A 23,021-nucleotide genomic window follows, 5' to 3' on the forward strand; every position below is an offset into this window, starting at 1 on the left:
GCGCTGCTTCAGTCCATCAACTGCTGGCTGAGGTAGACGTAGTGGCGGGCCCAGCGGCGGGCGTTGGCGACCGGATCGGCGTCATTGGAATGACCGCCCGCCGTGTCCTCGAAATAGAGGTGGTCGTGGCCCTGGTCGCCCAGACGCGCCGCGAACTTGCGGGCGTGGCCGGGGTGGACCCGGTCGTCGCGCGTGTTCGTCGTGATGTAGACGCGCGGGTATTTCACCTCGGGCCTCAACTGCTGATAGGCCGAGTAGCGGGCGATGAATTCGGCGTCGCCCGGAATGCGCGGATCGCCGTATTCGCCCATCCACGATGCGCCCGCCGGCAGCTCCTGATAACGCAGCATGTCGATCAGGGGGCTCTCGATGACCGCCGCGTTGAACAGTTCCGGGTGCTGGGTGATGGACACCGAGGTCAGCACCCCGCCATTCGAGCGGCCGTAGATGCCCAGATGGCGCGGGCTGGTGATGCGGCGCTGCTCCAGATCACGGGCCACGGCGGCGAAGTCGTCGAAGGCGCGCTGGCGGTTCTCGCGCAGGGCCGCCTGGTGCCACTGCGGACCGAATTCGCCGCCGCCGCGGATGTTGGCCTGGACGAAGGCGCCGCCGTTCTCGAGCCACAGCTTGCCCATCTCGGGCTTGTAGGCGGGCGGGAAGCTGGCCTGGAAGCCGCCGTAGCCGAACAGGATGGTCGGGCCGGTCCCGTCCATCGCCAGGTTCTTCGGCCGGGTGACGAAGTAGGGGATCTTGGTCCCGTCGGTCGAGGTCGCCTCGAACTGCTCGACCACATGGGTCGAGGCGTCGAACTTGGCCGGGGCCGATTTCAGCTCGGTCAGGGCGGCGGTCGAGACGTCCGCCAGGCTGAGGGTCGGCGGGGTCAGGAAGCCCTGGGTCGAAACGAAGACCTGACCCTTGGCCTTGGAGCTGTCGCCCAGACCCACGGCGCTGTTGGCCGGCACCGCGAGTTCGGTCGCAGTCCAGCCCTCGGCGGTCGGGGCGAAGCGCTGCAGCGTGCCGACGACGTTATCGGCGATCACGGCGACGATGCTGTCTTCGAACACGCGGACGTTTTGTAGCGACTGACGCGGGCCGGGCGCGAAGATGGTCGCGGACTTCGCGTCGATGCGGATGCTCTGGCGCACGTCGCCCAGCACGCCCAGCGGCAGGGCGACCAACGAACCGGCGGCGTAGTCCTGACCGTCGAAGCTCCAGGCCTGTTCCGGCGAGAAGACCAGTTTCCCGCCCAGGACGCCCTGGACGCCCACGCGCTCGGGCAGGTTCAACCTGTACGGCTTGCCGTCGGCTCCCAGGGCCCAGATTTCCGAGCGGAAGGTGTCCAGCGGGCGGCTGAATAGCACGGCCTCGACCGCGCCCGCCTTGTCGCGGAAGACCATGGGCGAGACGCCGTAGCCGCCGTCGCCCTGCTGGCCGCGATAGACCTCGGTCGCGTGCTCCAGCGGATGGCCGCGCGTCAGGGACTTGACGATGTAGGGATAGCCCGACTCCGTCAGGCTGCCGGGACCGAAGTCGGTGGCGATCAGCAGGGTGTCGCGGTCCAGCCAGGAGATGCGGTGCTTGCCCTCGGGAATGACGAAGCCGCCGTCCACGAAGGTCTTGGTGGTCAGGTCGAACTCGCGCACCGTCACGGCGTCCATGCCGCCGTTGGACAGGTTGATCAGGCAGCGCGTCTCGTCCGGCGCCAGGCAGTTGGCGCCCTTGAACACCCAGTCCTTGCCTTCCGCTTTCGCCAGAGCGTCAATGTCCAGCAGAGTCTCCCACTGCGGCTGGGCCGTGCGGTAGGAAGCCAGCGTCGTGCGGCGCCAGACGCCCTTGGGATTGGCCGCGTCCTGCCAGAAATTGCCCAGACCCTCGCCCAGGAAGCTGACGCCGGGGATGCGGTCGGTCGCCGTCAGTATGGCCTCGGCCTGCTGGCGGAACGGCTCATAGCGGCGGTCGCCGGTCAGGGCGGTCAGGGCCTTTTCATTGGAGGCGGCGACAAAGGCCCGGGCCTCGGCGCCGTCCACCTCTTCCAGCGCCAAATGGTCGTCGGCGGCCTTGACCCCCTCGGGCGACAGGTCGCGCGGGAAATGCGGCGCGCCCGGCACGATCACAGGCGAGCCAAGCATCTCATAATGCGCGTGAGGTCCGTGGAATTCCGAAGCGTCAATCGGACTGGCGCAAGCCCCGAGAAGAAGGGCAGGCAGGGCGGCGGACAGGAAGAGGGACTTCATCGAAGAAAACTCCGCTTTCGAAATCCTCCCCTGCGCAGCGGGGGAGGGGGAACGCCGTCAGGCGGTGGAGGGGGCGGGACCAGCTTCGGCGTTTCGGGGGCGGCCCCTCCACCACTTCGTGGTCCCCCTCCCCCGCTCGCCGAAGCTCACGGAGGAGGACCGGATCACACAGACTACTGCTGCGCCGGCTGATCCATCAGCCTGCGGGTCAGATAGGTGTATTCCAGCGCGATACGGCGGGCCGTCTCACGCAGATTGGCGCCGGCCGCGTGGCCGCCGTCGGTGTTTTCATAGAAGAGCACGGGATAGCCCAGTTCTTCCAGTCGCGCCGTCGCCTTTCGCGCATGACCGGGGTGGACGCGGTCATCCTTGGTCGAGGTGTGGATGAAGACTTCCGGATAAGGCTGACCCGCCGCCAGCCGCTGATAGGGGGAATACTGCTCGATCCAGGCGCGCTGTTCGGGAATGTCCGGGTCGCCGTACTCACCCATCCATGACGCGCCCGCCAGCAGCTTGTGGAAGCGCAGCATATCGAACAGGGGCACCTGAATGACCGCCGCATTGATCAGGTCGGGGCGCTGGGTCAGCATGGCTCCCATGAACAGTCCGCCCTGCGAGCCGCCCATGATCCCGAGGTGCGGCTGGCTGGTGATCCCACGCGTGATCAGGTCCTGGGCCACGGCCTGAAAGTCTTCATGGGCGCGCTGGCGGTTTTCCTGCTGGGCCGCCTGGTGCCACTTGGGACCGAACTCGCCGCCGCCGCGCGTATTGGCGATGACGTAGACTCCGCCGCGCTCCAGCCACAGCTTGCCGACCGTCGGCGAATAGCCGGGCAGCAGGGACGACTGGAAGCCGCCATAGCCATACAGCAGCGTCGGGTTCGAGCCGTCCATCGCCATCGCGTCCTTGTGGACCACGAAATAGGGGATCATCGTCCCATCGGCGCTGCGGGCCTCGAACTGATCGACGCGCATTCCGCTGGCGTCGAACTTGTCCGGCAGAGCCTTGGTCAGGGCGACAGCGCCGGTCGCCGCATCGGCCAGATAGAGGCTGGACGGGTTCAGATAGCCGGTGACGCTGACGAAGACCTTGTCGTCCTGTTCCGACGCCGAACCGACGCCGACCGAAACGTTCTGCGGCAGGTCCAGGCGCGTGCGGCTCCAGTCGGCCGGGTCATAGACATAGACCGAGCCGCGCACGTTCTCGTAAAGGGCCACGACCAGCTTGTTGCGGGTGGCGTTGAGCCCCTCGATCGCCTCGCGCTCGCCGGGGCGGATCACCAGTTGGGCCGAGGTCTTCGGATCGGCCAGCCAGGCCTGCAGGTTCCAGGCGATGACGTCGCCGGTCCTGAATTCCTGACCCGAGGGCGCAGTCCAGTCCTGATCCGTCGTCACCACCAGCTGGCCGGCGACCAGGGCGTTGATGTTGGACTTGAGCGGCAGCTCCAGCTTCGTCGTCGAACCGTCGGCGTTCAGGCGCCACGTCTCGCTCTCATAGAAGTTGATCCCCCGGTTCAGCAGCACCGCCTGAACCGCGCCGTCGGCGTCGCGCAGGGTGTAGCCCGAAACCGAGACGTCGGTCTGCTGACCGGCGAAGACCTCGACCGCCTGATCGACGCTCTGGCCGCGCTTCATCAGACGCACGGTGCGCGGATAGCCCGAGTCCGTCAGCGAGCCCTCGCCGAAGTCGCGCGAGATCAGCAGCGTATCCTTGTCGATCCAGCTGGCGCCGCCCTTGGATTCCGGCAGCGAAACCCCGCCTTCGACGAAGGTTTTCGTGACGCTGTCGAACTCGCGGATCGTCACCGCATCCTTGCCGCCGTTCGACAGGGAGATCAGGCAGTAGCGCTCCTCCGGCGCCAGGCAGGTCGCGCCCTTGTAGACCCAGTTGGCGCCCTCGGCCGCCGACAGGGCGTCGATGTCCAGGATCGTCTCCCACTGCGGCGCATCGGTGCGATAGGACGCCAGCGTCGTGCGCCGCCAGATGCCGCGCACATGGTCGGCGTCCTGCCAGAAGTTGTCGACGTGGCCGTCGTGAGTGAAACCGGGCGAGGGGATGCGGTCGCGCGACTGCACCAGGTCCAGCGCCTGCTGGTGCAGGGTCTCATAGCGTGGGTCGCCCTGCAGCGTTCCCAGGGAGGTCTCGTTGTGCGTCTTGACCCATTCCATGGCGCGGTCGCCCTCGACCTCCTCCAGCCACAGATAGGGGTCGGTCGCATCGCTGGTCGCGAAGCCCGAAGCCGTCGAGGCGGCGCTTGTGGAAACGGTGGTCTGGGCCATGGCGACGGGTGCGGCTCCGGCGGCGAGAAGAAGGGCGGCGACGGACGCCAACGAGCGGATGGTCATGGATGTCCCCCAACGGACGAATGTTTCGCGCGGCACCTTGGCGAGGGCGGCGGCGAGGGGCAAGCGCCTGTAATCTTACGGACTTGTAATCTTTCGCCGCAGGCTGCGGCTCAATCGCCGTCGTCCGGGATGCACAGGATCTGGCCGCAGGCCTTGCAGTGCACGGCGTCGGGATCGTGCTTCTGCAGCCCGCAGGTGGGGCAGGGGAATTTGACCTTGTGCGGCCGGATCAGCGTCTGAGCCAGACGAATGAAAAGGGTGATGCCCACCAGCATGACGACGATGGAGATGACCCGCCCCCAGTTGCCCGGCAGGGTGATGTCCCCGAAGCCCGTCGTCGTCAGGGTGGCGACGGTGAAGTACAGGGCGTCCAGATAGCCGTTGATGTGCTCGGCCTTGCCCCGGAAATAGGCGTAGACGAAGCCGGTCGTCACAAAGACGAAGGTGACCAGGGCGGCCAGGGCGCGGGTGATCTCCTCGACGCGGGTGTCGTCGAACCGGCGGCCGATGGTGCGCCAGAACAGGTCGCTGTTCAGCAGGCTCCAGAACCGCAGCAGCCGCAGGAAGCCGAAATTCGCCAGCCAGGCCGGGAACAGCAGGGTCGCCAGCACGAACAGGTCGACCCAGACGATGGGTTTCTTCAGCCAGTCGCGGACGTCGGAATAGGCATAGGCCCGCGCCGCCAGGTCCAGGCCCAGAATGGCGGCGATGAAGTAGTCGGCGACATAGAAGACCCAGCCCGCCTCCTTCAGGATCGGCGCGGCCAGGAAGAAGCCGATGATGATCAGGTCGACGATGATCACCATCAGGCGGAACTTCACCGCCGCCGGCTGGGCGCCGTGATAGAGGTAGCGCAGGCGCGCCCTCAGCCGCAGCCCGTCGGATTTGGCGGTTTCGCTATGATCAGACGTCATCGTCGTCAGCGATACATGAACCGGCGAAAAATCCTATATGAAGGGCGTCATGAGCCAACCCGCCCGACCCTACATCCGCATGAACGGCGCCGGAAACGCCTTCATCGTCGTCCAGGCCTTCGAAGAGCCCTTTCACCCGACCGCGGACCAGGTGCGCGCCCTGGCCGATCCGGCGGCGGGCCTGGGCGGATTCGACCAGTTGATCGGCATCGAGCCGTCCGAGACGGCCGACGCCTTCATGCGGGTATGGAACGCCGACGGCTCCATGGTCGAGACCTGCGGCAACGCCCTGCGCTGCGTCGGCTGGCTGATGCTGGAGGCGACCGACAAAGAAGAGGTGGTCATCGACACCCTGGGCGGCCCCACCACCGCGCGCCGCGCCTCATCCTCTGTTCCAGGCCGCGCCGGGTCGGGAGATCCCGAAGGGTCGACGACCGCGGCCATCCACGAAGTAACGGTCGATATGGGGGCGCCGCGTCTCGACTGGTCCGAAGTGCCGCTGGCCGAAGAGATGGACACGCGCGGGATCGAGCTTCAGGTCGGACCGATCGACGCGCCCGTGCTGCATACGCCGGGTGCGGTGTCGATGGGCAACCCCCACGTCGTCTTCTTCACCGACCAGCAGGACGACGCCTTCGTGCGCGGCTCCGGCTCCCTGGTCGAACGCCACCCTCTGTTCCCCGAGGGGGTCAACGTCGGCTTCGCCGACGTCCTGGATCGCGACCGCATCCGGTTGCGGGTGTGGGAGCGCGGGGCGGGCCTGACCCTAGCGTGCGGCACCGGCGCCTGCGCCGCCCTGGTGGCCTCCGCGCGGCGCGGACTGACCGATCGCCGGGCGACGGTGATCGTCGACTGCGGCGAACTGACCATCAACTGGGACGAAGCGTCGAACCACGTCTTCATGACGGGTCCTGTCGAGATCGAAGGAACCGGTTTCCTGCCTGCGGCGTGACGGAGAAACCACGCAATCGCCCTTGACCCGGCGTCAGCGGTTGTCGGCGAAGGTCCCACGATCTAGGAACGAAATGCGCCTGCCTCTTCCCGAGATCGAAATGCCCGAATTGACCGACAAACAGACCTTCTCCGACGACGACGCTCTGGAGTTCCACAGCGATCCGACGCCGGGCAAGATCTCCATGGCCCCGACCAAGCCGATGGCGACCCAGCGCGACCTGTCGCTGGCCTATTCGCCGGGCGTGGCAGTGCCGGTCCTGGCCATCGCGGAGGACCCGGACAAGGCCTACGACTACACCTCCAAGGGGAATATGGTCGCCGTCATCTCGAACGGCACCGCCATCCTGGGCCTGGGTCACCTGGGCCACATGGCCTCCAAGCCGGTGATGGAAGGCAAGTCGGTCCTGTTCAAGCGCTTCGCCGACGTCGACAGCTTCGACGTCGAGGTGAAGACCATCGACCCGGACGAGTTCGTCACCGTGGTCAAGAACATCGGCGACACCTGGGGCGGCATCAACCTGGAGGACATCAAGTCCCCTGAGTGCTTCGAGATCGAAGCCCAGCTGCAGGACCTGCTGGACATTCCCGTCTTCCATGACGACCAGCATGGCACGGCCATCATCTCGACCGCCGGCCTGATCAACGCGGCCCACATCGTCGGCAAGAAGCTGGAAGACCTCAAGGTCGTCCTGTCGGGCGCCGGGGCGGCGGGCCTGTCGTCCATCGCCCTGATGAAGGCCGCCGGCGTCAAGGCCGAGAACACGGTCATCTGCGATCGCCAGGGCGTCATTTACAAGGGCCGCGACAACGTCTCCCAATGGCAGGCCGCGCACGCCACCGACACGCCTCTGCGCACCCTCGCCGAGGCCATGGTCGGCGCCGACGTCGTGCTGGGCCTGTCGGCCAAGGGCGCGATCACCAAGGAAATGGTCGCCTCCATGGCGCCCAATCCGATCATCTTCGCCATGGCCAACCCCGACCCGGAAATCACCCCGGAAGACGTCAAGTCGGTCCGTTCGGACGCCATCATGGCGACGGGCCGCTCGGACTATGTGAACCAGATCAACAACGTCCTGGCCTTCCCCTATCTGTTCCGGGGCGCGCTGGACGTGCGCGCGCGCCAGATCAACCACGAGATGAAGATCGCCTGCGCCCACGCCCTGGCGGCGCTGGCCCGCGAGGACGTGCCGGACGAGGTCGCCGCCGCCTATCGCGGCCGCAAGCTGAAGTTCGGCCCGGAATACATCATTCCGACCCCGTTCGACCCGCGCCTGATCTGGTACATCCCGCCCTTCATCGCCCAGACGGCGATGGAGACCGGCGTGGCGCGCAAGCCGATCGAGGACATGGACGCCTATCGCATCAGCCTGCGCCAGCGGGTCGATCCGTCGGCCGCCCTGATGCAGAAGATCCAGGCCAGCGTGCGCTCGGGTCCGAAACAGCGCGTCGTCTTCGCCGAGGGCGAGGAGCAGTCGGTCATCCGCGCCGCCTGGGCCTTCAAGCAGGCCGATCTCGGCACGCCCATCCTGGTCGGCCGCGAGGAGCTGATCCGCCAGAACGCCGCCGAGGCCGGCCTGAGCTTCGATGAGCTGGGAATCCAGATCATGAACGCCCGCGTATCGGACCGAAACGCCGAATACGTCGACTGGCTCTACGCCCGCCTGCAGCGTCGCGGCTATCTGCGTCGCGACGTCCAGCGCATGATCAATCAGGACCGCAACTATTTCGCCGCCGCCATGGTCGCGCGCGGCGAGGCGGACTGCATGGTCACCGGCGTGACCCGCAACTTCAACATGGCGCTGAAGGAAGTCCGCCGCGTCCTCGACGTCACGGACCGCATGATCGGCCTGTCGATCCTGCTGGCCAAGGGGCGCACCCTGTTCGTGGCCGACACCTCGATCCACGAACTGCCCGACGCGGCCGAACTGGCCGAGATCGCGGTCAAGGCCGCCGCCACGGTCAAGACCCTGGGCCGCAAGCCGCGCGTCGCCTTCCTCAGCTATTCGACCTTCGGCGATCCGCCGGGCAACCGCGGCGAGAAGGTGCGCGAAGCCATCCGCATCCTCGACGGCATGGATCTCGATTTCGAATATGAAGGCGAGATGCCGCCGGCCCTGGCGCTCAACTCCGACGCCCGCGCCAACTACCCCTTCATGCGCCTGACCGGCGACGCCAACGTCCTGGTCATGCCGGCCATCCACTCCGCAGCCATCTCGACCCGACTGGTCCAGGCTCTGGGCGGCGCCACCGTGATCGGCCCGCTGCTGGTGGGTCTGGAGAAGTCGGTCCAGATCGTGCCCCTGGGCGCCTCGGTCAGCGAGATCATGACGGCGGCCACCTTCGCCGCCTACGCCGAAGGGGTCGAGGTCGAGGACTGACCGCCTGCCCATCGCAACAACGTCGAGAGGCGGCCTTCGGGCCGCCTCTTTGCGTTTCGGCCTCTAGACCTCGAGCCCGAGACGCCGGCGCTCCATCACCTGACGCACCCATTCCATCGCGCAGAAGACCACCGCCACCACGCCGAGCCAGGCGGCGATGACGAACATGGCCGCATAGCCCTGACGCTCAATCAGTTCGCCCAAGGCGCCACGCCCCAAGGTGCCGATCAGCAGCGCTAGGGAGGTGAAGACGGCGAACTGCACCGCACCGAACATCTTGTTCGACAGCGCCGACAGATAGGCCACGAAGGCCGCGCCCGCGAAGCCGCCGGCGATGTTCTCGCCCGCGATCGCCAGCATCAGTCGCGCCAGAGGTTCGCTCACCCCGAAGGCGCCGAACAGCTTGTACAGGCCGGTCGCGCTCATGAAGCCGCCGATCACCGGCGCGCCGAGCGCCAGGTCCATCATCAACAGATTGGTCGCGGCAGACAGGGCCGCGCCCAGTAGAAGACTGGCCATCCGGCCGATGACCAGCAATGCCCATCCGCCCAGGGCGATGCCGATGATAGTCATCACCACGCCGAAGGTCTTGGACGCCAGAGCGATCTCGGTCTTGGAGTGGCCCAGCGCCCCGCCTGTGTCCCCCATGTAGAAGGGGAAGGCGAACGGACCCCAGACGCCGTCGGTAATGCGATAGGTCAGGATCAGCCCCAGCACGATCACCGCACCCCAGCCCAAACGGCCCATCAGTTCGACCAGAGGCGCCAGGATGGCGTCGTAGAGGGTATCAGCGAAACCCGTCTCCCTGGCCCCCGAAGATGTCGACGATGAGGGAGCCGCCTTGCCGCCCCGCCAAACGATGATCCCCGCAAGGACGGCGGGCAGGATCACCGCCATGCCGACGATCCACGGCCCCCAGACGGCGGTGAACTCTCCGGCGCTGGGCGCGGGCTTGACGGTCAAAGCCGTGACCATGAAGCGCACCAGCATGAAGGCGGCCCAGGCCCAGGCAGCCAGGGTGACGGCCAAGGCGGTCATCCGCAGGCGCGGTGACCCGATGCGTTCGCGTGCGATGGCGGCGCGCGGCGCGGCCTTGGGTTCGGGCGCGATCAGCGTGCCCAGAACGCCCAGCCCCATCAGCCCGGCGCCGATGACGAAGGTCGCCGACCAACCCAGCTGATCAGCCAGCACGAGGGCGCCCGCCCCACCGACGAGGGCCGCCGTGCGGAAGCCTAGTTGATAGACGGTCGACAACAGATCTACCGGCGTCCTCTCGTCAGCCACCTCGATGCGCCAGGTGTCGATGACGATGTCCTGCGTCGCCGAAGCGAAGGCGCCCAGGGCGGCGGCGCCCGCCAACACCACGATCGCCCCCGTGCCCGGATGCGACAGGGCGATGGCCAGAAGCGCGCCCGCCAGCACGATCTGGCACAAGATCAGCCATGACCGACGCCGGCCCATCCGGCCGACAACAGGCGGTGTCAGCCCGACCGCAGGCGACCACAGAAACTTGAATGCGCCGAACAGTCCAACCCAGGACAGCACGCCGATCGTCGCCACCGACACGCCCGCATCTGACAACCACGCGTTCAGCGTGCCGAACAGCATGGCGAAGGGCAGGCCCGCCGAGAAGCCGAGCAGCAGCATGGCCAGGGTGCGCCGTTCGCGAAACGCCGCCTTGAGCACGCCCAGTCCCTTAGGAGACGGCTGCAACGCCGCGACCTCGGAAGCGGGCGTCTTGGAATCAGTCATGCATGGCTCCGGCGGAGGCGCCGCCGGGCGTTACGGACGACGGACTACTGGCGGTTAGGACACCGCGACCTTGGCGCGGTTGGCGGCGTTCGTCCAGCGCGCCAAGGCGACGCGCAGGGCGTCCGCCTCCAGCGGCTTGGCCAGGTGATCGTCCATCCCGGCCTCGAGACAGGCCGCGCGGTCCTCCGCGAAGGCGTTGGCGGTCAGGGCGATGATCGGCGTCTGGTCCCCGCGCGCCCGCAGCGCGCGCGCCGCGCTCGGCCCGTCCAGGCGCGGCATCCGCATGTCCATGAAAACCAGGTCGAAGCGCGCCGCCTTCAGGGCGTCCAGCGCCTCCTGGCCGTCGGCGGCGGTCTGGACCACGCAACCCTCGCGCCGCAGCAGCGTCCTCGCCAGAAGGGCGCCGACCGGATTGTCCTCGACCAACAGGACGCGCACGCCCTTGAAGGCCACATGGGCCACCCGGTCGTCGTCGCCCGGCCGGACCGGCGGCGCGGGCAGGCCCCGGCGCGGCGCGGCCGCCGCCAGGGCGCGCTCCGCCAGGGACGCCCGGCGCAGCGGCTTGATCAGATAGCCGCAGAAACCCGCCGCCCGATAGCGGCTGATCAGATCCCGTTCAGACGGGCGCAGCAGGATGATGGCCTGACCCTGGCTGGGCCGGACCGCCAGCGCCCCGTCTTCGGCGCCCGCATGATCGATGAGGGTCACCCCGGCCTGGCGCGCGACCCGACCGCCCGACGCCTCGATCTGATCGGCGGCCGCACGACGCACGAAGGGATCTGGCGTGCGGATGGCCACGGCCAGCCCCGCCAGGGGCCGCGCACGCGCTTCAGCCTCGTCCGCCACGGGAAACTCGGCCTCGAAACGGAAGCGGGCGCCGGCGCCGTCCGGGCGATCCTCGACCACCGCGGTTCCGCCCATGGCGCGCGCCAGCCGCCGCACGACCGCCAGGCCCAGTCCGGCGCCGTCGAACCGGGCGGCGTCGGAGGCGTCGGCGTGGCCGAACTCCTCGAAGATGCGCCCCCGCGCCTCCTCCGGCACGCCGGGGCCGGTGTCGTCGACGATGAAGGCCAGACGCGTGCGCGATCCAAGGCGTTCGCCGATGGGCTCGACCGCCAGGCGGACCCCGCCCCGGTCGGTGAATTTCACGGCGTTTCCCGCCAGATTGAACAGGATCTGGCGCAGACGGCCCTCGTCGGCGATGATGTCCGGAGCCTCGGCCGCCACCGACCAGACGATCTCCAATCCCTTGTCGTGGGCGCGCGGGCTCAGCAGTTCGGCCACGCCCCGCACCAGCCCCTCCAGGTCGACAGGGGCCGGGTCGAACTCCAGCGTCTCGGCTTCGAGCCGGGCGTAATCCAGCAGATCATTGACCAGGCCCAGCAGATGCTCCGCCGACTTCTGCGCCGCCTCGGCATAGGCGCGCTGCGCCCCATCCAGACGCGTTCGCGACAGCAGGCCCAACATGCCGATCACCCCGTTCAGGGGCGTGCGCATCTCGTGACTCATCAGCCGCAGGAACTGCTGTTCGGGCGAGCTTCCATCCACGGCGGCGACGGGCGCGGCCGGGAAAAGCTCGGTCTGCGACGAAGGTCTGCGGCGCGTCTGTCCCATAGCGGCAGCCTAGGGCCGAGGTGTTAATTCCAAACGAACGGCGTTTGTCCCGGCCCTGTCTCGCGAACAGGAAACAGAATCCGCCGGCTGGCCTGACGGTCGAAATCCTCATGGGCACCGACCGTGCTGCGCCGGTACATCAAGGCTTCGGCCACATGGCGGCGCAGCACGCCGTCGGCCCCGTCCAGATCGGCGATGGTGCGGGCCAGACGCAGGGTCCGCGTCCAGCCGCGGGCGGTCAGGTCCCCAGCCTCTCCGGCCTTCATCAGCAGGGCGCGCCCCGCCTGATCGGGCGCGGCGAACCGCTCCAGCGCCTCGCCCGAGGCGCGGGCGTTGAGCGCCTGCATTCCCGTCAACCCGGCCTCGGCCATGCGATTCTCCTGCATCTGCATGGCGGCGGCCACGCGGGCGGCGGCCTCGGCCGTGCCTTCGGCCGGAGCGGGCAGGATCATGTCGGCTGCCGTCACCGCCGGCGTCTCCACCGTCAGGTCGATGCGGTCGAACATCGGGCCGGAGATGCGGTTCTGATAATCCTTCTGGCAGCGGGGAGCCTTGCCGCAGGCGCCGCGCCCCGGCCCGCCCACGCCGCAACGGCAGGGATTCATCGCCGCCACCAGCTGGAACCGCGCCGGATAGCGCACATGGGCGTTGGCGCGCGCCACCACGATCTCGCCCGTCTCCAGCGGCTGGCGCAGGCTGTCCAGCGCCTGGGGCGAGTATTCGGGCAGTTCATCAAGGAAGAGGACGCCGTTGTGCGCCAGAGAGGCCTCGCCCGGCTTGGCCTTCAGTCCGCCGCCCGTCAGGGCGGCCATGGAGGCTGAATGATGGGGCGCTCGAAACGGCCGCTCGCGCGTCAGGGCCCCGCGCTCGATCAATCCGGCCACCGACCAGACCATCGACGTCTCAAGCCGCTCCATCGGCGTCAGCGGCGGCAGCAGGCCCGGCAGGCGCGCCGCCATCATCGACTTGCCCGAGCCGGGCGGGCCGACGAACAACAGATTGTGGCCCCCGGCGGCGGCGATCTCCAGCGCCCGCTTGGCGCCCTCCTGTCCCTTGACCTCGCGCAGGTCGGGCACGGCGCGCCCTTCCAGCACCGGCCCCGGCTGGGGTGGGCGCAGCACCTGGGTTCCGCGAAAATGGTTGATCAGGCCGATCAGGGAGCGCGGCGCCAGCAGTCGCGCCTCGCCCGCCCAGGCCGCCTCGGGCCCGTTGGCCTCGGGGCAGATCAGACCCAGCCCCATGGCGTTCACCGCCATGGCGGCGGGCAGGGTTCCGCCGACCGCCGCGATCTGTCCGTCCAAACCCAGTTCGCCCACCGCCGCCCAGCCGTCCAGGGCGTCCGGCCCGATCACCCCCATGGAGGCCAGCAGGGCCAGGGCGATGGGCAGGTCGAAATGACTGCCTTCCTTGGGCAGATCGGCGGGGGCCAGGTTGGCGATCACCTTCTTGGCCGGCAGCGCCAGGCCGATGCCCGCAAAGGCGCCGCGCACCCGTTCACGGCTTTCGGCCACCGCCTTGTCCGGCAGGCCGACGATGGCGAAGGCGCCGGCGGGCGAACCGACCTGCTGCACCTCCACATCGACCCGACGCGCATCGACGCCGTCGAAAGCCACCGTCACCACTCGCGCGACCATGCCGTTCCCTCCCGTATTTGAGAGAACAAATCACGAACTCACAGCAACTACAAGAGCGCCGTTCGGTCAGCTCGTCGGCAGGTCGGCTTCCGGCGCGATCGTATGAATCACCTGACCCTCGGCGTTCAGGAACTGGATGGCGCCGAAGCCTTCCTCGGTGACGGTCAGGCGCACGCGCGGCTTGTCGTTCTTGTCGGACAGGGCGACAGCAGGCGTGCCGTCGGGCGCCACTGACAGACGCATACGCGTCGGCGTCTCCACGCCGGGCACCAGGGCCCCGCCCAGCTTCGGTTCGCGCACCGGCGGCGGCGCCTGGTTGATGATGAAGCTGACCTCGCCGTCCGGCGCCACGCGCCAACCGATCGCATCCATGGCGGGATGGTCCAGCGCCAGGATGGCCATGCCGCCCTCGACGTCCGCCGTGCCGAAGCCGCCGCGCTCGCTGCCCTTGTCATCATAGAGGATGAGCCCGGCCACGTTGATGGAGCGTCGATACTCGACGCCGTCTATGATCGCCGAAGGGTTGTCGCCCGCCAGGGTCATGCGGATAACGCCATCAGCATCGACGATGTCGATACGGCGTGCGCTTATGCGCTCGTGGTCAGGCGCTTCAACGCGCGTTTCCGGCGTTCGGCTCGTGATAAGCCGCTCCAGCGCTTCGATGGGCGGCCCTTTGGGCGTCTCCTCGGCGACAGTCGGACAGGCGAAAGCCATAGCCAGAGCGGCCAGCGCCCCGGTCCGGATGATGGTCGTCATGATTTTCCCTCCCTTAGAGATCGGCCAGGATCAGGCCGCTGCGGTCTTTCTTTGCTCGATGACTTCCCACATGCGCTCGGTCGCATCGATCCCGGCGAACTTCAGCAGCTGCTGGGCGCCGGTCGGGGAAGTGACGTTGATCTCGGTCAGATAGTCGCCGATCACGTCAATGCCGACGAAGATCAGGCCGCGTTCCTTCAGATAGGGGCCGATGGCGGCGCAGATCTCCAGATCGCGCGGGGTCAGTTCGACCGGCGCCGCCGTGCCGCCGACGCGCAGGTTGGAGCGCACCTGATCCTTGGCGGGGATGCGGTTGATGGCGCCCACCGGCTCGCCATCGACCAGGATGATGCGCTTGTCGCCCGCCGAGACCGCCGGGATGAATTTCTGGATCACCAGAGGATCGCGCGAGGCCTCGGCGTGAATCTCGATCAGGGCCTCCAGGTTGGGATCGTCGGCCTTCAGCCGCACCACGCCCGAACCGGCCGCGCCGTGCAGGGGCTTGAGCACCACATCGCCGTGGCGGCGATGGAAATCGACCAGGGCCTCGGGGTCGGACGACACCAGGGTCGGCGGCTGCAGACCGGGGAAGAGGGTGGCGATCAGCTTCTCCGGCGCCGAGCGCACCTCGGCCGGGTTGTTGACCACCAGGGTCTGCGGATGCACCCGCTCCAGCAGATAGGTGGCGGTGACATAGGCCATGTCGAAGGGCGGGTCCTGACGCATCAGGATGACGTCGACGTCCTCGGCCAGGTCCAGGCGCTGCTCGGGACCGAAGTCGGCGTGGTCGCCTTGCTTGCGCTGCACCGTCACCGGGCGGGCGCGGCAGAACAAGCGGCCGTCCTCCAGCGCAAGGGTGCGGAAATCATAGACCCACAGCTTGTGGCCGCGCGCCTGTCCGGTCAGGGCCATCAGGAAGGTGGTGTCCGACTCGACGTTGACCGCCTCGAGCGGATCCATCTGGATGGCGACCTTGAGCATGGGGAGTCCTTCTTTTGTGGCGCTATCGCTCGCGCCGCGGGCGCTCGCTGCTTGAGCTGGTTTTAGTGGCGCTGACGCTCGCCGCGCATGCGCGTGCTGCTTGAACGCCGAAGCGCCGTCAGTGCCTACTTGAGGCTCGGACCTGCCCGCCGCAAGGCCGCGCTTCAGTTCAACCGCATCCGCACCCGGTCCAGGCGGGCGTCGCAGGCGGCGATCGGCTCGCCCAGGGTGCGGGCGCGCGACAGGGCCTGCATGGCGCCGGTCAGGGCGCCCTGCTTCTCGCGGGCGGCGGCGACGTCCAGCCACGGGCGGTGATCCTCGGGGTCCAGCAGGGCGCGGCGCAGGGCCGAACGTTCGGCCCCTTCGTAGTCGCGGGCCTGAAGAGCCCGGGTGAACAGGATGTTCTGCAGGCGGATCAAGGTCTGGCGCTCGCTGACCGGGGCCATCAACAGGTCGAGCCGGTCGGCCACGTGCGGCGTCAGCCCGGCCAGCAGGGCTCGGCGCGTCAGCTCCGACGGCAGGACCAGCCGCCCCTGGCTGAACGGGTCCAGCGCCACCGGCCCCTCGGGCGTCTCGACCCGCAGCAGGACGTGGCCCGGAAAATCAACCGGCGCCGCCGTCAGCCCGGCTCGCCGCGCCGCATCCAGATAGAAGATGACCAGAACCGCCGACAGGCCGCGCCGCCGTTCGGCCACGTCGATGACGTCGGTGTTGGCCGGATGGTCGTAGTTCAGCAGGTCGCCGTTCAACCGCAGGTCGCCGGCCAGGGCCTCGGTCAGGGCGTCGTCGGGGCTTTCATTGGCCGCGCGCTCCTTGAGCCGTTGGGCGGCGTGATCGGCCAGAATGCGCACGCCGTCGGCGTCGCGGAACGGATAGTCGTGGATGGCGCAGGCGATGGCGCAATCCAGCAAGGGAAAGGCCTCGTCCGGCCCCTGTCCCGCCTGCGCCAGCACCGCTTCTGCTTCCTCGCGCGTCAAGACCGGTCCGCTCCCGTGGAGATCACGCCGCGAAGATGACGCGGAAAGCGTCCGGGGGCCAGCGCCACCATGTCGATTCTCAGGTCCAGACCCGCCAGGGCCGGCCGTCCGCGCGCCGCCGCCTCGGCCGCGCGGATCAGGCGCTGGTGCTGATCCGCCCCCAGGGCCAGCGTCGCGGCCTCGAGCGTCGCACGGCGCTTGACCTCAACAGCGGCCAGAACGCGCCCGCGCCGCGCCAGGATGTCGATCTCGCCGCCCCGACCTCTCAGGCGGAAGGCCAGCACCTGATAGCCCTTGAGCATCAGCCACAGGGCCGCGATCCATTCGGCGTCATGCCCCTGGCGATGCGACCGTCCGCCCAGCTGTCGGCGCCAGCCGGCCTTGGGCTTCCTCGGCGGCGGAGGCGGCCGCAGGGCCGGGCTCACCGCCCCTTCAGCTCCAGCGCGCGCTTGTAGAGCGGCTTCCTGGGCAGGTTCAGCGCCTTGGACACCTCGGCCGCCGCCTCGCCGGGCGGCAGGCGGGTCAGAGCCTCGGACAGGGCGGCGTCGGCGTCGGCGGCGCTGGCCGTCTCGGCCTCGCCGGGGCCGACCACCACCACGATCTCGCCCTTGGGCGCGTCCAGGCGCGGATCGGCGGCGAGCTCCGCCAGCGTGCCCCGCACGCATTCCTCATAGAGCTTGGTCAGTTCACGGGCGACGGCGGCCGGGCGCGGCCCCAGCACCTCGGCCATGTCGGTCAGGCTATCGCGCAGGCGCGGCCCGCTCTCAAAGAAGACCAGGGTCTGACGACCGGGCCGCAGCTCCTCCAGCGCCGTGCGGCGCGCCGCCGACCTGGGCGGCAGGAAGCCCGCGAACAGCACCCGGTCGGCAGGCAGCCCGGCGATGCATAGCGCCGCCAGCAGACTGGACGGGCCGGGCACGGGATGGATCGGCAGGCCCTCGGCCGCCGCCGCGCGCGCCACCACATAGCCGGGATCGGACACCAGGGGCGTGCCCGCGTCGGACACCAGGGCCACCACCTCGCCCGCCTTCAGCCGTTCGAGCGCGATCTCGGCCGCGCGGGCCGAGGCGTGGTCGTCGCAGCGCTCAAGCCTGGCCTTCAGCCCATAGGCGGTCAGCAGCTTGGCCGTCACCCGCGTGTCCTCCGCCAGGACCAGATCGGCCGCCGCCAGCACGTCCAGCGCCCTCAGCGTCATGTCACGCAGATTTCCGATCGGCGTCGCCACCAGATAGAGGCCCGGCGAAACGGGGCGCGCGGGCGGGGCGGTCGGCGGAAAAAGCGGGGCGTCTGACATCGACCGAACCCTGCCAGTCCGGCGCGGCGCGGTCTAGGTCAGCAGGGTCTTGAGCACGGCGTCCAGCAGCGGTCGCCCCGTCGCCGTGGCGGCGATGCGGTCGTCCTTCAGACTGACGAAGCCGTCCGCCAGCAGATCGGCCAACCTTCCAGCATCCGCCGACAGGCCCAGCCGCTGCAGCAGGGTCAGGGGCACGCCCTCGACGGTGCGCAGGCCCAGAAGAACGCGCTCCTCGTCAGCGTCGCGCGGGTCGAGAACCTCGCGCTCGGCCCAAGGCGATCCAGCGGCGACGCCCTGCACATAGTCCCCGATACGACGCTTGGCGACGGTGGCGACCCGACCCTCGGCCAGGGTCATCCGGCCGTGGGCGCCGGGGCCGAGGCCGAGGTAATCCCCGCCGCGCCAGACATGCAGATTGTGGCTGGAACGCGCGGCGAGGTCCCGGGCGTGGTTGGACACTTCATAGGCCTCGAACCCGGCCGCCTCGAGCGTCGCCTGCGTCGCTTCATAGAGTTCGGCGGCCAGGTCCTCGTCGGGCGGCGACCAGGCCCCGCGCGCCACGGCCCGCCCGAACGCCGTCGTCCCCTCTATCGTCAGCTGATAGGGGGAGACGTGCTCGAACCCCAGATCAAGCGCAGTCGCCAGTTCGGCGGTCCAGTCGGCGACGCTCTGACCCGGCCGGGCGTAGATCAGGTCGATCGACAGGCGCGGAAAGACGCGGCCCGCCAGGCCGATGGCGCGACGCGCCTCGGCGGCCGAATGATCGCGGCCGAGGAATTCGAGCGCCGCGTCGTCGAACGACTGCACCCCCATGGACAGGCGGTTGATCCCGGCCTGGGCCAGGGCGGCGTAGCGCCCGGCCTCGGCGTCGGTCGGATTGGCCTCCAGACTGATCTCGATGTCGTCCGTCGGCGGGAACAGGGCGCGCGCGCGCTCGACCACCGCCGCCACGGCCTCGGGCGGCATCAGGGAGGGCGTGCCGCCGCCGAAGAAGATGGAGGCCAGGGCGCGCGGCCCGACCAGGGCCGCCTGGGCCTCCAGGTCGTTCAGGATCGCCCGCGCCAGCCCGGCCTGTTCCTCGACCCGGCCCCGGTCCCGCACGACGTTGAAGTCGCAATAGGGGCAGATGCGCGCGCAATAGGGCCAGTGGACATAGAGGGCGACGGCGCCCTTCTCCCCTCGGGGGAGAAGGTGGGCGGCGGAGCCGTTCGGATGAGGGGGCGGGTTGAGCATGGGGGCCTTCGTAGAGTCTGGAGCCGACAGCCCCCTCATCCGTCTGCCTTCGGCAACCGCCTTCTCCCACAAGGGGAGAAGGACCACGATCAATCCATCAGCGCCGCCTTGAGTTTGTCGAAGGCCCGGCCGCGATGGCTGACGGCGTCCTTTTCGGCGGCGTCCATCTCGGCGAAGGTCTTGTCCGAGCCCTCGGGCTGGAAGACGGGATCGTAACCGTGACCGCCGTCGCCGCGCGGAGGGAAGACCAGCTGGCCGTCCACCCGACCCTCGACCACCACGCAGGGACCGTCCGGCCAGGCCACCGCCAGGGCCGAGGTGAACCAGGCCGACCGATCGCGCGAACCGGTTTCCTCCAGCCGCTCCTCGACCTTCTTCATGGCCAGGGCGAAATCCTTGTCCGGTCCCGCCCAGCGCGCGGAATAGATCCCCGGCGCCCCGTCCAGCGCAGCTGCCGACAGACCGGAATCGTCGGCCAGGGCGACCTCTCCCGAAACCTGGGCCGCATGGCGCGCCTTGAGCATGGCGTTGCCGACGAAGGTGCTCTCCGTTTCCTCCGGCTCGGGCAGATTCAGCTCTCCCGCCGTGACGATCCGGTAATGTCCATCCAGCAGCGCTTCGATCTCGCGCGCCTTGCCCGGATTGTGGGTGGCGGCCACGAGCCGCATCCCCTTGATCAGCTTGAGATTCATGACGCGACCTTACTCCCGTCGGATCCATTGCGAAATGGTAACATCGTTAAACGATATGTAAGTTGGCTTTCTGCAGGGCATGACCTATCTTCATTCTCAAGAACGGGGGCCGCACCGTTCAAGCGAGAGAAACATCTCGCAACAATGACCCAGCGGTACAACAAATATGCACAAGAAACGTGCATTGACGGAGAGACTGATATGCAAGCCATGCGAAAGACCAACCTTATGGACCGTCTGGCCCACAGCCTGGGCAACGCCTTCCTGCTGGCCGCGCTGCCGGTCGCGGCGATCGCCCTGATCATCCAGGGTTTCTGATCCTGCGGGATCGGAGGGGGACTTTGACGATCGCCATGAACGCCGCAAAGAATAGAGCCGCGCGCGGGTCGGCCGGACCCGCCGCGGCGACGGCGCCTCCCTTCCCGGCCTGAGACGCCCGATGACGCGATTGCGGAAACCGAACCGGCTGCCCGCCCAGACCCCGCTTCGCGCCTCCTCCCTGCGGACGCCGAACCTGAGAACCATCGGTCCCGGCTCCGTCGCCAGCCTGCTGAAGATCGCGCTGGACGCCGCCTATGTGGTGATGATCCTCGTCACCGGCCTGCTGCTCCTTCTGTGGGTCGCCTCCATCTTCATCCCGATCGACAATCTGAACGTGACCGTCTCGGACGGCGCCGACGGCCGCGAGATGCCTCTGACGCGTCCGCTGCTGCTGTTCGCCCTGGGCGCCCTGACCGCCTATTTCGGCGGCTTCCTGATTATTCTGCGCCATCTGCGCAAGATCTTCCGCACCCTGACCCTGGGCGATCCGTTCCAGCCGGACAACGTGCGCCGCCTGCGCCATGTGGGCCTGATCCTGGCCGTCGTGACCGGGGGCGTTTGGCTGGTGCAGGGGCTGGTCGCCTCGCGCCTGGCGCCGGGCGTCATGGAGCCGCAGGGAATCAGCGACCTGCTCACCCCCGTCTTTTCCGTGCTGGTCGTCTTCGTCCTGGCCGAGGTCTTCCGCGAAGGCGCGCGCCTTCGCCGCGAATCCGAACTGACGATCTGAACGAGAAACGCTAAAGCTCAACCCATGGCCATCCGCGTCCAGCTCGACCGCATCCTCGCCCAGCGCCGCATGTCGCTGACGGAACTCGCCGACCGCGTCGGCGTGACCGTCGCCAACCTGTCCATCCTCAAGACAGGTAAGGCGCGCGCCGTGCGCTTCACCACCCTGGACGCCCTGTGTCGCGAGCTGGACTGCCAGCCCGGCGATCTGCTGGCCCATGAGCCCGGCCCGTCGGCCGCCTTCGACGACGAGGACTGAGCGTGGCACGCCCCCCTTCCGGAAAGGGGCCGAAAGCCGCATCGGCGACAACCGATGACGACAGGCGCATCTGGGGCAGGGTGACCGCCACGGTGACGCCGCCCGCCCATCGCAAGGCCGCCCGCGTGACGCCCGGCGCCGTTCTGCCCCAAGCCGATGAGGCGCTCGCTCTTACGCCGCCGCCTCAACGCGGCGCGGCGGGCAAGAAACGCGCGACAGCCCTGACCCCCGCCTCGGCCGGGCGCGTCGCCGCATCGCCCCCGCTCTCGCCAAAGACCGTCGCGCCCCGTCCTCGCCCCGCGCCGGAAGAATTGGAGCCGCGCCGCCAGCGCCGCCTGTCGCGCGAGCGCGATCCCATCGAGGCGCGCATCGACCTGCACGGCTTCGGCCGCTTCGAGGCCGAGGATCAGCTGCGCGGCTTCCTGATCGGCTGCCAAATGCGCGGCCTGCGCTCGGTGCTGGTCATCACCGGACAGGGCCGGCGAGGCGGCGGCGTCATCCGCGCCTCGGTCCACGAATGGCTGACCGGACCGCATCTGCGCGGCGTGGTCTCGGGCTTCGCCCCCGCCCACCGCCGTCACGGCGGGGACGGCGCGCTGTATGTGACGCTGAAGGGGCGCTAACCCTGCGCGTTCCTGACGGCCGCGGCCCCGGCTACGGGCGCGATCACCAGGGCGAACAGGACATAGGCGCCCAGCAGGGCCAGGGCCGAGGCCGGGCTCTGGCCGGCGGCGACGCGGGTCAGGGCGCCGGCTCCGAACACCACCGGCGGAATGAACAGCGGCAGCACCACCACGGCGATCAGCAGGCCGCCGCGCCGCGCGCCCAGGGCCAGGGCGGCGCCCAGGGCTCCGGTAAGGGCGAAGCCCAGACCGCCCAGCGCCGCCGAGGCGCCCGTCAGGCCGATCAGCTCCGGCGGCTGACCCAGAGCCAGGGCCGCGACCGGCGCGGCGACCGCCAGCGGCAGCCCCGTCGCCAGCCACTGGGCCAGGGCCTTGATCCCGACCACCGCTTCCAGCGGCAGGGGGCCGGTCGCCAGAAGATCCAGCGCTCCGTCCTCCAGATCCCGCTCGAACATCCGCTCCAGCGACAGCAGCGAAGCCAGCGCCAGCGCCATCCAGCTGGCCCCCGAAGCCGCTGGCGCGAGGACCCGCGGGTCGCCGCCCGCCGCCAGCGGCAGGATGGCCGTCAGGCACAACAGGAAGCCGCAAGCCAGCAGCGGCCCGCCGCCGCCGCCCCAGGCCAGCGACAGCTCGCGCGCGAACAGGGCGCGGACAGCCTTCACTGAACGCCTCCCAAATCCAGCGACCGCGCCGGGACGGGCAGGGGATCGTGCACCGCAGCCAGAATCATGCCGCCGCCCGCCAGATGTTCCGCCATCAGCTCGGCGGCGACGCTGCGCCAAGCCTCGTCGAGCGGCGCCAGCGGTTCGTCCAGCAGCCACAGGGCGCGCGGGGCCGCGACCAGACGCGCCAGCGACAGACGCCGCCTCTGCCCCGCCGACAGCTTGCGCGTCTCCAGGTCCAGCAGGGGCGAAAGTTTCAACCGGGCGACCGCCGCATCGAGGGCGACGGCCGAACCGCCCAGCCATTCGACCTGAAAGCCCAGCTCCTGACGCGCGGTGCGCTGCGGCTTCAAACCCTCGTGATGGCCCAGCAGATGTAGCGCCGAGCGGCGCGCCGTCTCCGCCTCGACCCGACCGGACGCGTCGTGAAAAACCACCAAGCCGGCGTCCGGCCGGATGAAGCCCGCCACGGCGCGCAGCAGACTGGTCTTGCCCGCCCCGTTGGCCCCTGTCAGGGCCGCCGCCTCGCCCGCCGCCAAGGCGAAGGACAGGCCGGCGAACAGCCGCCGCTCGCCGCGCGACAGGGTCAGGCCCTCTATCTCCAGACGGGTCAGCACTTGCGAGTCTCTCTCAATGTCCACGTCACGGGTGTGGATACATGGACGGCCCTCG

The 23,021-nt window shown here is 69.0% G+C and carries 20 protein-coding genes; 5 read left to right on the plus strand and 15 right to left on the minus strand.

Annotated features, from left to right (window positions below):
• Window positions 1-8: 8 nt before the first annotated feature.
• From V8J38_RS00880 to V8J38_RS00890, 3 genes are all read right to left on the minus strand, one after another.
• Window positions 9-2,129, minus strand: a complete 2,121-nt coding sequence (locus V8J38_RS00880) for a prolyl oligopeptidase family serine peptidase (RefSeq protein WP_338577442.1) — start codon at window positions 2,127-2,129, stop codon at window positions 9-11.
• Window positions 2,130-2,407: 278 nt separating this feature from the next.
• The gene (locus tag V8J38_RS00885) at window positions 2,408-4,579 is read right to left on the minus strand and encodes a prolyl oligopeptidase family serine peptidase (protein ID WP_338577443.1); all 2,172 of its coding nucleotides are present in this window, start codon (window positions 4,577-4,579) and stop codon (window positions 2,408-2,410) included.
• A 110-nt stretch (window positions 4,580-4,689) separates the two neighbouring features.
• Window positions 4,690-5,493 (minus strand): potassium channel family protein, encoded by an 804-nt coding sequence (locus tag V8J38_RS00890; RefSeq protein ID WP_338577445.1) that lies wholly within the window; start codon window positions 5,491-5,493, stop codon window positions 4,690-4,692.
• Window positions 5,494-5,542: 49 nt separating this feature from the next.
• On the opposite strand from V8J38_RS00890, the gene dapF reads away from it, so the two are divergent.
• Both dapF and V8J38_RS00900 read left to right on the plus strand, forming a co-directional pair.
• Window positions 5,543-6,445 (plus strand): diaminopimelate epimerase, encoded by a 903-nt coding sequence (dapF, locus tag V8J38_RS00895; protein WP_338577446.1) that lies wholly within the window; start codon window positions 5,543-5,545, stop codon window positions 6,443-6,445.
• Between the two features lie 100 nt (window positions 6,446-6,545).
• The gene (locus V8J38_RS00900) at window positions 6,546-8,825 is read left to right on the plus strand and encodes an NADP-dependent malic enzyme (protein WP_312219667.1); all 2,280 of its coding nucleotides are present in this window, start codon (window positions 6,546-6,548) and stop codon (window positions 8,823-8,825) included.
• A gap of 63 nt (window positions 8,826-8,888) precedes the next feature.
• On the opposite strand, the gene V8J38_RS00905 is transcribed toward V8J38_RS00900, so the two are convergent.
• The 10 genes from V8J38_RS00905 to rdgB all read right to left on the minus strand — a co-directional run bounded on the left by V8J38_RS00905 (window position 8,889) and on the right by rdgB (window position 19,758).
• Entirely contained in the window at window positions 8,889-10,577 is a 1,689-nt protein-coding gene (locus V8J38_RS00905) for an AmpG family muropeptide MFS transporter (protein ID WP_291780569.1), read from the minus strand.
• A gap of 54 nt (window positions 10,578-10,631) precedes the next feature.
• A complete protein-coding gene (locus tag V8J38_RS00910) occupies window positions 10,632-12,191 on the minus strand; it encodes a response regulator (RefSeq protein ID WP_291780566.1) in 1,560 nt (519 codons plus the stop codon).
• A 23-nt stretch (window positions 12,192-12,214) separates the two neighbouring features.
• Window positions 12,215-13,825, minus strand: a complete 1,611-nt coding sequence (locus tag V8J38_RS00915) for a YifB family Mg chelatase-like AAA ATPase (RefSeq protein ID WP_338577450.1) — start codon at window positions 13,823-13,825, stop codon at window positions 12,215-12,217.
• A gap of 66 nt (window positions 13,826-13,891) precedes the next feature.
• A complete protein-coding gene (locus V8J38_RS00920) occupies window positions 13,892-14,581 on the minus strand; it encodes a hypothetical protein (RefSeq protein WP_338577452.1) in 690 nt (229 codons plus the stop codon).
• A 30-nt stretch (window positions 14,582-14,611) separates the two neighbouring features.
• Window positions 14,612-15,562 (minus strand): glutathione synthase, encoded by a 951-nt coding sequence (gene gshB / locus V8J38_RS00925; protein WP_338577453.1) that lies wholly within the window; start codon window positions 15,560-15,562, stop codon window positions 14,612-14,614.
• 164 nt (window positions 15,563-15,726) lie between these two features.
• Window positions 15,727-16,539, minus strand: a complete 813-nt coding sequence (locus tag V8J38_RS00930; protein WP_338577455.1) for a SirB1 family protein — start codon at window positions 16,537-16,539, stop codon at window positions 15,727-15,729.
• Complete coding sequence (locus V8J38_RS00935) at window positions 16,536-16,964, minus strand: YraN family protein (RefSeq protein ID WP_422388301.1); 429 nt, start codon at window positions 16,962-16,964, stop codon at window positions 16,536-16,538. The genes V8J38_RS00930 and V8J38_RS00935 overlap by 4 nt, the downstream gene beginning before the upstream one ends.
• The gene (gene rsmI / locus V8J38_RS00940; protein ID WP_338577457.1) at window positions 16,961-17,833 is read right to left on the minus strand and encodes a 16S rRNA (cytidine(1402)-2'-O)-methyltransferase; all 873 of its coding nucleotides are present in this window, start codon (window positions 17,831-17,833) and stop codon (window positions 16,961-16,963) included. Before rsmI ends, V8J38_RS00935 begins: the two co-directional genes overlap by 4 nt.
• A gap of 33 nt (window positions 17,834-17,866) precedes the next feature.
• On the minus strand, window positions 17,867-19,066 hold the full coding sequence (gene hemW, locus V8J38_RS00945; RefSeq protein WP_338577458.1) for a radical SAM family heme chaperone HemW: 1,200 nt from the start codon (window positions 19,064-19,066) through the stop codon (window positions 17,867-17,869).
• Window positions 19,067-19,155: 89 nt separating this feature from the next.
• Window positions 19,156-19,758, minus strand: a complete 603-nt coding sequence (gene rdgB / locus V8J38_RS00950; protein WP_338577460.1) for an RdgB/HAM1 family non-canonical purine NTP pyrophosphatase — start codon at window positions 19,756-19,758, stop codon at window positions 19,156-19,158.
• Window positions 19,759-20,197: 439 nt separating this feature from the next.
• Between rdgB and V8J38_RS00955 the strand changes: the two genes are divergently transcribed.
• The 3 genes from V8J38_RS00955 (at window position 20,198) to V8J38_RS00965 (ending at window position 21,687) form a co-directional block, all read left to right on the plus strand.
• The gene (locus tag V8J38_RS00955; protein ID WP_312219961.1) at window positions 20,198-20,806 is read left to right on the plus strand and encodes a DUF2975 domain-containing protein; all 609 of its coding nucleotides are present in this window, start codon (window positions 20,198-20,200) and stop codon (window positions 20,804-20,806) included.
• Window positions 20,807-20,830: 24 nt separating this feature from the next.
• Complete coding sequence (locus V8J38_RS00960) at window positions 20,831-21,064, plus strand: helix-turn-helix domain-containing protein (RefSeq protein ID WP_291780541.1); 234 nt, start codon at window positions 20,831-20,833, stop codon at window positions 21,062-21,064.
• Between the two features lie 80 nt (window positions 21,065-21,144).
• Window positions 21,145-21,687, plus strand: coding sequence for a Smr/MutS family protein (locus V8J38_RS00965; RefSeq protein ID WP_338577463.1), 543 nt, complete (start codon window positions 21,145-21,147; stop codon window positions 21,685-21,687).
• On the opposite strand, the gene ccmB is transcribed toward V8J38_RS00965, so the two are convergent.
• Both ccmB and ccmA read right to left on the minus strand, forming a co-directional pair.
• Entirely contained in the window at window positions 21,684-22,349 is a 666-nt protein-coding gene (gene ccmB / locus V8J38_RS00970) for a heme exporter protein CcmB (protein WP_338577465.1), read from the minus strand. The genes V8J38_RS00965 and ccmB overlap by 4 nt on opposite strands.
• The gene (gene ccmA, locus V8J38_RS00975; protein WP_338577467.1) at window positions 22,346-22,966 is read right to left on the minus strand and encodes a heme ABC exporter ATP-binding protein CcmA; all 621 of its coding nucleotides are present in this window, start codon (window positions 22,964-22,966) and stop codon (window positions 22,346-22,348) included. Before ccmA ends, ccmB begins: the two co-directional genes overlap by 4 nt.
• Window positions 22,967-23,021 lie beyond the last annotated feature (55 nt).

Origin of the sequence: Brevundimonas olei (genome assembly GCF_037055245.1) — a bacterium.
Classification (GTDB): domain Bacteria; phylum Pseudomonadota; class Alphaproteobacteria; order Caulobacterales; family Caulobacteraceae; genus Brevundimonas; species Brevundimonas olei.